Source organism: Bradyrhizobium sp. MI1.7 (assembly GCF_055811795.1).
This window is the reverse complement of the sequence record NZ_JBVVPO010000118.1, coordinates 1-13,323: the sequence shown is the minus strand read 5'-3', so window position 1 is coordinate 13,323 and position 13,323 is coordinate 1. Positions and strand designations below refer to the sequence as shown.

Here is a 13,323-nt window from a genome sequence, read left to right as displayed (position 1 = left end):
AGAAGTGGAGGCGTCAAGCACCCCCACGATATGCCGCCTTCCCGATTCCCGCCGTCACCAACTTTCGGCGATAGCTCAACAGCGTTGAGGACACTTGCAAGCTTCCAGCCGAGATTCACCGCATCCTCGATCGCCGTGTTGTAGCCGAGACCGCCGGTGGGGGTGAAGAGGTGGGCCGCATGACGAGGAAGACCCTGCCCCGCTGCATGCTATCGGCCACCAGTGCATGGCCTGCGGTCCAGGTGAGAAATGAGAGAACCTCGCAAATATCGGCGCACCGCACGCGCGCTGAAAAGCGGTCTTCGCCTCGGTGACCTTGATCGCGTGCTGATTCCGCTCGATGTCGCCCACCATTCCGGAATGATCTCGCCCACTATTCCGGGATGATGTCGCCCGGGGGTGACGAGGCCTCTTCTGGCTCCGATACGGTCCCGCCTTTCGGCTTTGCGAAGGGGGGACCTGGATGCCGACGGAGAGGCTTGCGATGCGCCATGTGCGCGATGTGATCAGATTGAAGTCGGCCGGGATGCTGACCCGCGAGATTGCGCGGCGGGTGGGAACGGCGCCTTCAACGGTGCGGTTGACGATCCGTCGGTTCGAGGCGGCGGGGCTGACCTGGCCGTTGCCCGATGACGTCACCGACGCTGTGCTGGGGGCCCGGCTGTTCGCCAGCGCCGTTGCCGGTTCCGGCACGCGGCGGGGCCATCGCCGGCACGCGGAGCTGGCGCGATTGCCCGCCCGACTATGGCCCTTACACGACGATCTACAATGGGTTCAATCGCTGGGCTAAGCGCGGACATTGGCAGGCGATCTTTGAAGCGCTCGCCCGCTGCGGCAACGACGGCCTGACTTTGTCGATCGACTCCACCTCGATCAAAGCACATCGGTCGGCGGGCGGCGGAAAAGGGGGGAGCATGAACAGGCGATCGGCCGCTCGCGCGGCGGGCGAACCACGAAAATCCGCGCGCTGAGCGACCCTGATTGCAAACCTTGCGCATTTCGTCTCACTCCGGGACAAGCCGCAGATATTGCCGCAGGGCCGGCCCTTTTGAAGCTCGCGCCGCCCATGTCTTCCCTCATTGGAGACAACGGCTGCGATGGCGATGGCTTTCGCGCCGAAATCGTCAATCGCGGCGCGAAACCCGTCATTCCGAACAAGTCCAACAGGGTGACCCTCCACAGCTTCAGCAAACGCGCCTATAAAGGACGCAATGTTATCGAGCGCTGCTTCTGCCGGCTCAAGGATTTCAGGCGCGTCGCTACTCGCTACGACAAACTTGCCAGAAACTTCTTGGCTGCCGTCCACCTCGCCGGGGGATGTCCCGGGTTCTGTTGAATTTCTGAAGAGGTCGGCGTTGCCCACCTTGAGCCGGTAGGCTCGGGGTGCTGATTCCACAAAGGAGAGCAACGCCATGACGAGAGATATCACACCGGCTGGTCCGCCGGCGACTGGGGCTGTGGACGAAGCGTTTGCAGAGGTGCGGGCGAGCTTCGATCGGTTCTGCCTTGCGGCAGGGATCGAGGCGCTCGGCACGATGATGGAGGCGGATGTCACGGCGGCCTGCGGGCCGCGCCACGGTCGCGACGCGGCGCGGCGGGCGCACCGTTGGGGCCGAACGCGGGGACGGATCGGCTTCCACGGCGGCAAGATCGAGGTCGATCGCCCGCGGGTTCGGGGCGTGGACGGCCGCGAGGTCACGATTCCGAGCTGGGAAACGGCGGCGCAGGAGGACTGGCTCGGTCGCTGGGCGATGAACCTGATGCTGATCAACGTGTCGACGCGCCGGTTCGGCCGTGCTGTCCGGCTGCCCGAGGGTGACGTGCCGGCACCGCCCGGATCGGGGGTTTCGAAGTCGGCGGCCTCGCGGAGGTTCGTAGCGCTGTCGGCGGCGCGGCTGGCCGACTTCATGGCTGCCGACCTGTCCGCGCTCGACCTTCTGGTGGTCCAAATCGACGGGCTGCATCTCGGCGACGATCTCGTGCTGGTCGCCGCGATCGGGGTTGACGGCGAAGGCAACAAGCATCCGCTGGCGCTGGTGGAAGGGGCGACCGAGAATGCCGCAACGGTTCAGGCCCTGCTGGACAACCTGGTCTCGCGCGGGCTCGACCCGACGGTACCAAGACTGTTCATCGCCGACGGCGCGAAAGCGTTGTCGAAGGCGATCCGCCGCACCTTCGGTTCGGCCGCTGCGATCCAGCGCTGCCAGATCCACAAGGCGCGCAACATCATGGAACGCCTGCCGAAAGAACATCATGCGGCCACCCGTCGGGTGCTGCGCCAGGCCTGGGAGCTCGATGACGCCGACAAGGCTGAAAAATTGATCCGCAATCTCGCGCGTCGCCTCGACCAGCAATGGCCCGGCGTCGCGGCCAGCATCCTCGAAGGCCTCGACGAAATCCTGACTGTCGTCCGGTTGAAGCTGCCGAAGGAGCTTCATCGATCGCTCGCCTGTACCAACATCGCCGAGAATATGATGGGCACCATTCGCCGCGTCACGCGCAACGTCAAACGCTGGCGGGATGCCGGTATGGCCTTGCGATGGGTCGCGGCCGGCATGATCGAGGCCAACAAGGGCTTTCGACCATTGAAGGCGCATAAGCAATTGTCGGTTCTGCGTGCAGCCCTTCAAGCTCACCTCGATCGCATGACGATCAAGCCCATTGCCCACGTCTCGAGGGCCGCGTAACATTCATTCCGGCAACGTCGGCCCGACGTAGTTCAACACCGATCGGGACATCCCCGACGGTTGGCGGTCGGTTGGACTGCGCCGCGAGCTACTGCTGCACCAGCTTGATCGTTGAGACCGGCCACTTCCCAGGATGGCCTGCGACGGAGAGCCGCAAACCGTGCTCTTCGTCCAAAATAAAGTTGCTCGACGGTGCCCGCCTTACCGTCCGTAAGCACTACAGCCTTGCCGATCAATTCCGCCTCAGCTTGGTGATACTCCCGCAGAATTGCAGAGGCGCGTTCTTCTGCCCGGGGCGTAGCCTCAGAAACCACGAGCTCTCTTACGGACATACATGTCGAATGCGCCCGGTGCGCGTAGAATGGCCTTTTCCAATTCAATCCTGTTTCCAGCGAGCACGCACAATTGAAAACTGGCGGAAATGAACGGGGTTCCCGCCGGGAGGGATCTTCAAAGTCTGCGTCATACGGCCGCGACCCGTTGAGCAACACGAATGTGGCTGTCAAGAATGGCGTTCTGCTTCTGCGGCGAGGTGGTCGCGCAATCCCGTCGGGACCTCTGCGTCGGCAGGGGCATTGGCCGATGCCGGATAGAAGCCGCCGCAAGACCCGCGCCCCCATTGCGGTGACGACGTGGGCACGCCTGCGCGGCGGCCGATCGCGCCAACGTGGACGTCGCCAAAATAAATCAGCTACGTCTCGCGGTGCGGATCGCACAGCGACGCCGGCGGATGAGGGCGGGCATGCGGTCGTGAAAGCATACCATCAGCCATTTCGATGAAACAGCTTTGCTGTCCTTCATTCGGATCCGAAGCGGACCTGGGCATTTGAGCGCTTCACGGTGATCTGAGACTCGTCATGCAGCCTTCGTGCTAGTCTCTGTCGCGGCAGTTCTTCGTCTTGTGCGGTTCAAGAGCATGTCAAACAAACTAAGAAAACTGCGCATCTTTACCGACAGAGGTCCCCTGATTGCGCTAACCATCGCTCTGGGGATGGTGGTCGGCGTTGTCGGCCCGACATCGGCGCAGTTCTTCAATTTCGGCGGATATCAGCAGCGGCAGCAGCCGCAACGCGGTGGCGGGTTCGGCGGCGGCTGGTTTGGTAACGACACGTTTGAGCCGTCTGCTCCCCAGCCTCGTTGGAATCGGCGGCAAACCTTACCCCCCGCGCGGGAGGATTTTTCGAGGGCGCCCGCGGCCGGAAAGCGCGATGCTGTACCGGAGCGCCATGTTCTTGTGCTCGGTGATGCCATGGCGGACTGGCTCGCCTATGGTCTTGAAGACGCCTATGCCGAACAGCCTGACATGGGCGTGATCCGCAGACATAAGACCGTCTCAGGCCTTATCAAATATCAGCCGAAGGGCAATCCGGCCGATTGGGCCGCCGCTGCCAAAGGCATTCTCGCCACCGAAAAAGCGGACGCCATCGTTGTCATGCTCGGACTCGATGACCGAGTCGGGATCCTCGAGCCGCCGGCTGAGAAATCCGATATCAAGCCGTCGGACAAAAAGGTAGACAAGAAGGATGCCAGAGCCAAACCGGAGGGCGGTACGAACGCCGACGCGAAGCCGGATGGCAGACTGGTCGATACGGAATTGTCGCCAAATGACGCCGCCGACGCGCCGGCGATCGAACCGGAGAGTAGCACGCGCTCGCCGAACGGCCTCTATGAGTATCGCGAGAAACGCTGGATCGAGCTCTACAAAAACAAGATCGAACAGATGATCGGCGTGCTCAAATCTAAGGGGGTGCCGGTGCTGTGGGTTGGCCTGCCGGTGGTACGTGGCCCTAAGGCAACAGCCGACACCCTGTTTCTGGATTCGCTCTATCGCGAGGCGGCCGGCAAGGCCGGCATAACTTATGTCGATGTCTGGGACGGCTTTGTCGATGAAGCCGGCCATTTTATGCAGCGCGGTCCCGACTTCGAAGGCCAGATCCGTCAGCTGCGCTCCTCCGATGGCGTGTATTTCACCAAGCCCGGCGCCCGCAAGCTTGCGCATTATGTCGCACGCGAAATCAACCGGTTGTTGGCTACTCGTTCCGCGCCGATCGCGCTGCCGACGGAACCGGCAACACCCGACGTCAATGCGCTGCCGGGTCAACCGGACCTGCGCCCGCTCGCCGGACCGATCCTTCCCTTGGTGGCCCCCTCTATCGGCGCCGATCAATTGCTCGGCGGTCCAGGGGCGCCGGTGGAAATGGATGCGCTAGCAGCGCGTGTCTTGGTCAAAGGTGAGCCCTTGTCGGCACCGGCCGGCCGCGCCGACGATTTTGTCTGGCCGCGCCGCGAAGTCGGACGCGAACGGTCTAAGGATACTCCAATGGCATCGGCATCGCCCGATGATCGCATCCCGATATCGACCCCGGCGCCAATGCTAAAGCAGAAAAAGAATCGCAGCCAAAGGTGAGGCGCTGACGTTTTGGCCCGCAGGTTTCGCTCAGTGGGGCCGCTTCGGGGGCAATCGCATCGGTTTGCACCTGAGCCCGTGGGCGTGACAAACGCAGTGCGCACCTGGAGCAACAGCGTGGTGGTATTGTGCGCGGAGACGAACGCCTCGATGGTCGGGATGAAGCCAAAGTCATTGCTGACGAACGGTATCCATACCCGGTCAGGCACCAGCAAACGGCGCTGACCAGCGAGGTCTTGCCCGCCCCGTTGAACCCCCGAAACAGTGTGGCCGGTGCCGCGAGCTCAAGCTCGAACGGCTTGGGGTCTGAACCTCCCTCGGCGCAATGACGATGCAGCCCCCGGAATCGATGCGCCTCGATCTTGGTGAGTTGCCATTTCTGAAATTGGACCGGCGCCTTAGCCGGTGCGGACAAGGCTTTAGGTACATTGTCAAGCGCGGCGAGGACGCAATCCACCTCCCCATCCTGAATGGCAGTGTCTTTATCCGGATTCCAGTACGCTCGACGGTCTTGATTGTAGAACGCGAGAACAGCGCGGCTATCACTCAACGGCGGGAAAAATGTCTCTCCGCTGGCAACGTGCAGAATCTCTCCCGCGATGAGGTGAGATACGACCTCATCGAGGGTCATGTCTGCAATATTATGTTCCATCTCCACTCCTAAAATTATTCTTTGATCACAACTTGCAATACGTTCATATCGGCGGCGGAAACGAAGAAGCGGCACCCAGCCCACCTTCGGTATCTGATTCGTCGGTTGGCTCAACTTCTCCTGCGCGACGGTGATGGAGTGCGTGTCCGACTTGCAGACAATCGTCCCCCGTCCGGCGACGCGAGCCTCACGCCAACGCGATCAGCGAGCGCGTTCTCGTGGCGCTTGTGGACGCACGCGAGTGCGCAGCTCGTCATAGAGAGCGATTTCTCCTAGCATCGCAATAGTTACAGCAAAACCGAAGAGAACGGCATCGTCGATTGTTTCGCTCGCGTCAGGCTCGCGTTGAACTCTCGATGAAAGAGTCGTATTGGTGGTCACCACCGCGGCGCGATCGCCGCTCCAACAACGCGTGCATACCGTTCCCCGATTGATTTGGTTTCCGTTGGGCTGATTTCCGTGGGCGGCGACACCCAAGCTACCGATGTCGACCGGGTCCAGAATTTCCATGCGCACAGCCTTGTAAGCCTTGCGCCGGGAACGACCGGCGTGAGCCACGCGAGCGTGGCGGCGACGGAATGTGGCTGCGCCCTCCCGCCGATCGCGCCCGGAATTGGTATCGATATGTCGACGCTGCGCTCATTTGCCAGTGATCCGACGGCCCAGAAGGTAGCGCGATCCGCGGCGCATGCTACGGCCTCGTTCGGATAAAGGGAGCCGTAACTGTCAATCGGCTTTCGACTGGGGCTCTGACGCAAGTTTGGTGCAGCGCCGGCTATTCTGCACCGATTAGCCTGGCCTGAAGGAGATCGATTTTCCCGCGACCGTACATCTGCCTTCTCACGAGCTTGAGGCGCGTAATCTGACCTTCGGTCTGTCCGTTCGACCAAGGTGAAGTGATTGCCGCCCGTACCGCATTCTCATCCTTCGCGACGCCACTGGCGAACGAGGCGACAAGGCTGGCGCGAGCGCGCTCGATCCATGGGATGAAGCCCGCCTCGGTCTTGCGCCGGATCATCAGGTGGAATTCGGCGATGATCTCGCGTGCCTCGACCAGAGTTGGCACGCCAGCTTCGATCGCCGCGACCGTGACGGTCTCCGCTTTCGTGAGCAGGTCCCGCCCGATGGTCATGAAGCGAGCGATTGTTCTGGCTGAGGGAATCCGTTGCAGGTTCTGTGCATCGGCCTTATCGGCCTGTCGTCTGCGGGTCGCCCACTCGCTGACGACGCGGAGCGAGCCGCGGAAGCCGCGCGCTGCTAGGCGGCGCCAGAGTTCAGCCCCGTTTCGACAGCCGGACACCCATTGATTATCGAGCCATGGCAAATGCAGATCCAACGAACTTTGCCGGGTCCGAAAAACATCGGTGCGTTCGCCGCGGATCACCTGCCGTACCAGCTTCCTGCTATGGCCAGTCTGGCGCACGATCTGCTTGATGGGTATGCCGCTCTTCGACAGAGCCAGGATGGCCGCATTGGTCTCCTCGCGGCGCAGGTAGCCTTCATACTGGAGGCGCTCGGCGGCTGTGAGCAGCGCGGGATCGATCGCGGTTGCACCGATGACGGTGCGAATCTGGCGCATCGATTTGCGGACGGCGTCAAGAAAGGCCCGACTGGCGTTCTCCATCAGATGCCAGCGGTCGGCGACCTGCACCGCGTGCGGCAAGGCTTTGGCTGCCGCTTCGCCATATCCGCCGCCACGATCGCGGGCGACGATTGCGATCGTGGGATGCGCAGCGAGCCAGGCTCGGGCGGTCGCGGGCTCACGATCCGGCAGCAGGGTGACTACCCGGCGCCTTTCCAGGTTGCAGACGATGCTGGCGTATCGGTGATTGCGACGCCAGGCCCAGTCATCGATGCCAATAACCTTGAGCGGCTCAGCCGGCGGACGGTGACGGCGTCGGACCACGCGCAGAAGCGTGTCCTTGCTCACCGGTAACATCAGCCGTTTTGCGAAGCCTGCCGCCGGTCGGCCGCCAAGCGCCAGACCTAGGTGATGGACGATAGAGTCCAGCCTCGCCGTGCGTCGCGCTGATGGAGCCAATATCCCGTCGGAGAAACGCTCAGTGAAGATATGGCGCCCGCACAGGACGGCGTCGCAACGGAAGCGGCGGGCAATCACCGAGAGCTCTACGATCCGCCCCGAAAGCGGCAGATCAGTCACACGGCGCCGATAGCGGCTGTGGACACGGCGGGAAGCCGTTCCGCACGATGGACACACGCCGAAACTTCCGGACGCCCGAACCGTGATGACGGCCTTATCACCCTCGTAGCAAGCACTCTCTACAACAAACCCACGCGGCACCAGACTGGAGCGGTGGAGTGCTTGCTGCATGGCGCTGATTCTCCTCCAATCAAAACGCCAGACATCCCTCGAACTGCATCAAAAGTGATGGTGTGGAACGGCCCTTCGAACCGGCATCAAAAGTGCCTAACGTGGTCGCGTAGAGAGGCGCCACAAAGGAAGGACCGTTCCATGGAGAAAATTATCACAGTGGGTTTGGATTTGGCCAAGTCGATCTTTCAAGTTCACGGCACCGCCGAAAACGGGACAGTCTTGGTTCGTCGCACATTGCGGCGATCGCAGGTTCTACCCTTCTTTCGGAGCCTTCCAGCTTGCTTGGTAGGTATGGAGGCCTGTGCGAGTGCCCATCACTGGGCGCGCGAGATAGCGGCGCTGGGCCACGCTGTCCGCATGATGCCGCCAGCCTACGTGAAGCCTTACGTCAAACGTAACAAGACCGACGTGGCGGATGCTGAGTATTCCTGCGTTGAGGGCCGCCTTGTTTGACGGACGCGAACGCTGCAGGTCCTAGGAGTAATCCTAGGAGAAGCGCTATGACGATTTCGAGGGCGGAGGTGATCACATCGGTCGAGCGGCGGCGCCGGTGGTCACAGGATGAGAAGGAACGGCTTGTTGCAGCATCGCTCGAGCCCGGAGCCTGCGTTTCCGAGGTGGCTCGCATGGCTGGCCTTCATGTGAGCCAGCTGTTCAGGTGGCGCAAAGAGCTTTGCAAGCACGCTGAAGCGAGTATAGCGCCGTTCGTGCCGGTCGAGATTGGGGCGTCTGTGCCGCCGCGGGCGGTTGCCGAAGCGCCACTGACGACGACGGCGGCGCGTCGACGGAAGAGAACTGGGCATCATCGAGATAGATCTTGGTAGCGGGCACTGCATCCGGGTCGATGGCGACGCACTACGTCGCGTTCTCGATGCTTTGGTGCGCCGATGATCCCGGTTCCGACGGGCGCACGCGTGTGGCTTGCGACAGGCTACACGGACATGCGGCGAGGCTTTCCGACGCTGGCACTCCAGGTGCAGGAGGTGCTGCGCAAGGACCCGCTCAGCGGTCATCTGTTTGTCTTCCGCGGTCGCCGAAGCGATCTTGTGAAGGTGATCTGGCACGATGGCCAGGGAGCATGCCTGTTCACCAAAAGACTGGAGCGAGGGCGGTTCATCTGGCCTTCGGTTGCGGGCGATGCGGTGACGATCTCGCCGGCGCAGATGAGTTACCTGTTGTCCGGGATCGATTGGCGCAACCCGCAAGAAACCCAGCGTCCGACGCGGGTCGGATAGCCGTTTTGGGTTTGAATCTGCTGCTTGATCTGATTCAATGGCTTCATGATATCGAAGCCGGACGACCTTCCATCGGATCTTGTCAGTGCCCTGGCGGCGCTGCAGGCCGAGCGTGAGGCCCGGCTGCGAGCCGAGGCGATGGCTGCCAGCGCGCAAGCGGAGCTGTCAGATAACGCGGCGCTGATCGCGCATCTCGAACTGCGGATCGAGAAACTCAAACGCGAATTGTACGGGCAGCGCTCCGAGCGCACGGCGCGGCTGATCGAGCAGTTGGAATTGGAGCTCGAAGAACTCGCCACCACGGCGAGCGAGGATGAGCTTGCCGCGCGGGCCGCGGCGGCGAAAGCCCAGAGCGTGCGCGCCTTCACGCGCAAGCGGCCGGTGCGCAAGCCCTGGCCGGACGACATCGAACGCGAGCGAGTCGTCATTGAGGCGCCAACGACCTGCGCCTGTTGCGGTGGGGCGCGCCTTGCGAAGCTGGGCGAGGATGTAACCGAGACGCTGGAGGAGTTCCCGCGCCGGTTCAAGGTCATCGAGACAGTGCGCGAGAAGTTCACCTGCCGCGATTGCGAGAAGATCAGCCAGCCGCCGGCGCCGTTCCACGCGACGCCGCGCGGCTTCATCGGCCCACAATTGCTGGCGACGATTCTGTTCGACAAGTTCGGCATGCACATCCCGCTCAATCGGCAGAGTGCGCGCTTTAAGGCCGAGGGGATCGACCTGCCATTGTCGACGCTGGCCGACCAGGTCGGCCATGGGACCTTCGCCGTGATGCCGCTCTTCCACTTGATCGAACGCCATGTGCTTGCTGCCGAGCGCCTGCATGGCGACGACACCACCATCCGCGTCCTGGCGAAGGGCAAGTGCAAGACCGGTCGGATCTGGACATATGTGCGGGATGACCGGCCCTTCGCCGGGCCAGCGCCCCCGGCTGCGGTCTATTACGCCTCGAGCGACCGTCGAGGCGAGCATCCACAGAAGCATCTGGCCGCCTTCGCCGGTATCCTGCAAGCCGATTGCTACAACGGCTTCGAGCCGTTGTTCGATCCGCAGAAGAAGGTGCTGCCGATTACGCCGGCGTTTTGCTTCGCCCATGCGCGGCGGGGCTTCTTCGAGCTGGCCGACATCGAGAAGAACGCCCGGGAAGGCCACAGGGGCAAACCGGTCTCGCCGATCGCGTTGGAGGCGGTCAGACGCCTCGACGCTTTGTTCGAGATCGAGCGCGCCATCAACGGCCGCGGCGCCGACGAGCGGTGCGCCGTGCGCCAGGAAAAGAGCAAGCCGCTTCTCGAGGACATGCATGCCTGGCTGCTCCTCGAGCGCGAATCCCTCTCGCGCTCCTCCGAGGTCCTGAAGCCCATGAATTACATGCTCAGGCGCTGGGACGACTTCGCCCGCTTCCTCGACGATGGCAGGATCTGCTTGACCAACAATTGTGCTGAGCGCGCATTAAGAGGAATCGCCCTGGGAAGGCGCAATTGGACCTTCGCCGGCAGCCTGCGCGGTGCCGACCGCGCCGCCATCATGCTGACGATGATCACCACCTGCCGTCTTAACGATATCGATCCCAAGGCCTCGCTCGCCGATATCGTCGCCCGTATCGCCGATCTTCCCGTATCGCGTCTGCACGAACTGCTGCCCTGGGAATGGAAGCTCCTCCGCCAAGGCGACACTCCCGCCGATCAGCAGGCTGCCTGATCTTCACGCAACGCCCTTCATAGAGCTCGTCGCGCTCGCGCGCATCCGTCAATCAGGCGGCCTTCGTCGTATGCGTACGATGCTGAAGCCATTTGTGAGGCGGTCACCCGCCCGACAATGCGGTTCGTACCGGTGAAGACCGAACAACAAGCAGCCAGCATGATTTTGCGAACGCGAGAGATGCTAATGAGGCAGCGCAGCCAGACTGCAAATGCTCTGCGGGCTCATATGGCCGAATTGGGCATTATCGCTGGCACAGGCATGGCAAGCATCGCAAAACTCTTGGTGCTTCTCCGGGACGAAAAAGACAATAGGATCCCCGGCGCCGCCCGCTTTGCCCTGATCCTATTCGCTGAACAGATTGAGCTGCTTACAACCCGCATAGAGAAGCTCGACAGAGAGATTTTGGTTGACGTCAGAAAGGACCCCGATGCAAGGCGTCTGATGAGCATTCCGGGTGTCGGTCCTCTCTTCGCCGCTACCGTTCGGACATCGGTTTTGGATGCTCGCAATTTTGCGACTGCACGAGATTTTGCGGCTTGGACGGGGCTCACACCGAGGGCACAGTCGAGCGGCGGAAAAGAAAGGCTCGGCGCGATATCAAAGCGTGGAAATCGGCAACTACGGACGCTCTTGATCGTTGGTGCGACCTCGATCATCAAGCTTGCTAAACGAGGCTTGAAAGTCCCGCTCTGGATTCGGACCATGCTGCAAAGACGGCCGGTCAAGGTCGTATCCGTGGCGCTCGCCAATAAGATGGCGCGCACCATCTGGGCCTTGCTGGTCAGAGGCGGCATCTATCAGGCGCCGGCTGCAATGCTGAAAACCTAATCTTAAGAGCTCTCCGGCGGAAGAAGAAAGCTGCCGAGGAGGCAAGGTGCAAATCTGGATGAATCCCGAATGACGACATTCCCGGTAGCGATCAGACCGCCTGACTCACTGCGCTTCGAGCGCGAGAAATTGATTGGGCGATTGCTTCCGCGGATATCATCGTGGCCAGCGGCCAGGCGCCGCGTTTTACAGGCCGAACATATGACCGCACCGTCATCCCTTGTTCAACCAGAGAAAGATCTTGCGGCCCGGGCCGTTCCACATATGAGTCAGAGCCCTTATTCCATGCCGAAACACATATCGGCCGATCGAGCTGCGCGCTTGTTGATCTTGTCATAGGCCCTCACGTATAATTCCGCGCATTTGCCGCTGCGCCACAAGCCTGTGCCGGGCGCTCCTGCCGTCCATGCTTATCGGGATGTCGTAGTCGGCGAGCAAGGAGGGATCGGTCGAGAGTTTGAAGCTGCTTTGACGGATGACACAAGCAGTCGATGTTTCTCAAAAGATGCTTTCCGGTGGAAGACATTTGTGCGGGAGACCTATCGTCAGACCACCATCAACCACGATTTCCGAGCCGGTTAGATAGGAGGACTGGTCGCTGAGCAGGAACAACACTGCTTCCGACACTTCTTGCGGCTGGGCGGCCCGCCCGAGTGGAATAGGAAAACAGTAGCCATCACAGTTCCTGGTGGTCGGGGTGGCGACCAAGCCGGGATGAACAGAGTTCACTCGGACACCAGACGCCGCTGCCTCCAGGGCGGCGGACTTCGTCAGACCCCGAACCCCGAACTTCGAGGCGACATAGGCATTGAGCCCTGCACTACCACGCAGCCCCTCGACTGATGAGATGTTCACGATCGAACCGCCGCCAGCGCGGCGCATCGCGGGTAGAGCCGCCTGCATGCCGAGGAACACACCAGTAAGATTGACTGCGAGGGTTTTGTTCCACTGATCGAGCGAGAGCTGCTCGATCGGGGCAAAGCTGCAGATACCCGCGTTGTTGACCAGGCCGTTCAGCGCGCCGAAGCTATTTTCCGCGCTCGCGATCGCGTTGCACCACTCCTCCGGCTGTGTGACGTCCTGACGCACATATAGAGCCGACGTACCAAGTTGAGCCGCGAGGATCTCTCCTTCTTCCTGAAGAAGATCAGTGATCACCACTCTTGCCCCCTCGTCTACCAGCAGGCGGGCATGAGCGGCACCCATCCCTCGAGCTCCGCCCGTGACCAGAATGACTTTCTCATTCATACGCCTCACGACAGGGGCCACGCTTCGTTTGTTGGCTAACGGCGGTGCAGCGTTTTCCAAGCACTAAAAAGAATGCCGGGATCACGCTGGCCCTTGTAGAGGGGCGAGACCCCGCGTTTAACGTCGAGCAAGGTGAACACGGCGGTTTGCGCCGCGCGAACGGAATATTCCACCGTAAACACGACGTCGTCAGGCATTTCGCAGAATTGGCCGGTGAAGGCGAGATTGCG

General features: G+C 61.7%; 11 protein-coding genes and 5 pseudogenes. 9 read left to right on the top strand and 7 right to left on the bottom strand.

All coding sequences use genetic code 11. The features are described 5' to 3' along the window. Nucleotides 1–306, bottom strand: a pseudogene (locus AC0L3X_RS44685) (FAD-dependent monooxygenase); the annotation flags it as partial. Between the two features lie 157 nt (nt 307–463). On the opposite strand from AC0L3X_RS44685, the gene AC0L3X_RS44680 reads away from it, so the two are divergent. The 3 genes and pseudogenes from AC0L3X_RS44680 (at nt 464) to AC0L3X_RS44670 (ending at nt 2,687) form a co-directional block, all read left to right on the top strand. Further along, nucleotides 464–790: a helix-turn-helix domain-containing protein gene (locus AC0L3X_RS44680; RefSeq protein ID WP_439034113.1), complete on the top strand. Its 327-nt coding sequence runs from the start codon at nt 464–466 to the stop codon at nt 788–790. Further along, a pseudogene (locus tag AC0L3X_RS44675) lies at nt 723–1,336 on the top strand (IS5 family transposase); the annotation flags it as partial. The gene AC0L3X_RS44680 and the pseudogene AC0L3X_RS44675, both read left to right, overlap by 68 nt. Before the next feature lie 76 nt (nt 1,337–1,412). Further along, nucleotides 1,413–2,687 (top strand): IS256 family transposase, encoded by a 1,275-nt coding sequence (locus tag AC0L3X_RS44670; RefSeq protein WP_439034112.1) that lies wholly within the window; start codon nt 1,413–1,415, stop codon nt 2,685–2,687. An 88-nt stretch (nt 2,688–2,775) separates the two neighbouring features. Here AC0L3X_RS44670 and AC0L3X_RS44665 read toward each other — a convergent pair. Then, nucleotides 2,776–3,019 (bottom strand): annotated as a pseudogene (locus AC0L3X_RS44665) (PRC-barrel domain-containing protein). Between the two features lie 584 nt (nt 3,020–3,603). On the opposite strand from AC0L3X_RS44665, the gene AC0L3X_RS44660 reads away from it, so the two are divergent. Next, a complete protein-coding gene (locus AC0L3X_RS44660; RefSeq protein ID WP_473317492.1) occupies nt 3,604–5,094 on the top strand; it encodes an SGNH/GDSL hydrolase family protein in 1,491 nt (496 codons plus the stop codon). Here the strand turns inward: AC0L3X_RS44660 and AC0L3X_RS44655 are convergent. The 3 genes from AC0L3X_RS44655 to AC0L3X_RS44645 all read right to left on the bottom strand — a co-directional run bounded on the left by AC0L3X_RS44655 (nt 4,994) and on the right by AC0L3X_RS44645 (nt 8,078). Further along, nucleotides 4,994–5,725 carry an ATP-binding protein gene (locus AC0L3X_RS44655; protein WP_439035717.1) on the bottom strand — a complete coding sequence of 244 codons (732 nt, stop codon included), beginning with the start codon at nt 5,723–5,725 and terminating at the stop codon, nt 4,994–4,996. The two genes, AC0L3X_RS44660 and AC0L3X_RS44655, sit on opposite strands and share 101 nt — an antisense overlap. Nucleotides 5,726–5,947: 222 nt before the next feature. Further along, a complete protein-coding gene (locus AC0L3X_RS44650; protein WP_439034110.1) occupies nt 5,948–6,256 on the bottom strand; it encodes a hypothetical protein in 309 nt (102 codons plus the stop codon). Nucleotides 6,257–6,521: 265 nt separating this feature from the next. Beyond that, a complete protein-coding gene (locus AC0L3X_RS44645) occupies nt 6,522–8,078 on the bottom strand; it encodes an ISL3 family transposase (RefSeq protein WP_439034109.1) in 1,557 nt (518 codons plus the stop codon). Nucleotides 8,079–8,219: 141 nt separating this feature from the next. Here AC0L3X_RS44645 and AC0L3X_RS44640 point away from each other — a divergent pair. The 5 genes and pseudogenes from AC0L3X_RS44640 to AC0L3X_RS44620 all read left to right on the top strand — a co-directional run. Then, nucleotides 8,220–8,513 (top strand): annotated as a pseudogene (locus AC0L3X_RS44640) (IS110 family transposase); the annotation flags it as partial. A gap of 68 nt (nt 8,514–8,581) precedes the next feature. Then, on the top strand, nt 8,582–8,905 hold the full coding sequence (gene tnpA / locus AC0L3X_RS44635; protein ID WP_439034108.1) for an IS66-like element accessory protein TnpA: 324 nt from the start codon (nt 8,582–8,584) through the stop codon (nt 8,903–8,905). A gap of 63 nt (nt 8,906–8,968) precedes the next feature. Continuing rightward, nucleotides 8,969–9,316 carry an IS66 family insertion sequence element accessory protein TnpB gene (tnpB, locus tag AC0L3X_RS44630; protein WP_439034107.1) on the top strand — a complete coding sequence of 116 codons (348 nt, stop codon included), beginning with the start codon at nt 8,969–8,971 and terminating at the stop codon, nt 9,314–9,316. Between the two features lie 45 nt (nt 9,317–9,361). After that, on the top strand, nt 9,362–11,014 hold the full coding sequence (tnpC, locus tag AC0L3X_RS44625) for an IS66 family transposase (RefSeq protein WP_439034106.1): 1,653 nt from the start codon (nt 9,362–9,364) through the stop codon (nt 11,012–11,014). 51 nt (nt 11,015–11,065) lie between these two features. After that, nucleotides 11,066–11,845: pseudogene (locus tag AC0L3X_RS44620) on the top strand (IS110 family RNA-guided transposase); the annotation flags it as partial. A gap of 498 nt (nt 11,846–12,343) precedes the next feature. Here the strand turns inward: AC0L3X_RS44620 and AC0L3X_RS44615 are convergent. Both AC0L3X_RS44615 and AC0L3X_RS44610 read right to left on the bottom strand, forming a co-directional pair. Further along, nucleotides 12,344–13,102: a glucose 1-dehydrogenase gene (locus AC0L3X_RS44615; protein WP_439034105.1), complete on the bottom strand. Its 759-nt coding sequence runs from the start codon at nt 13,100–13,102 to the stop codon at nt 12,344–12,346. A gap of 26 nt (nt 13,103–13,128) precedes the next feature. Then, a partial coding sequence (locus AC0L3X_RS44610; RefSeq protein WP_473317491.1) for an oleate hydratase occupies nt 13,129–13,323 on the bottom strand: 195 nt, incomplete at its 5' end.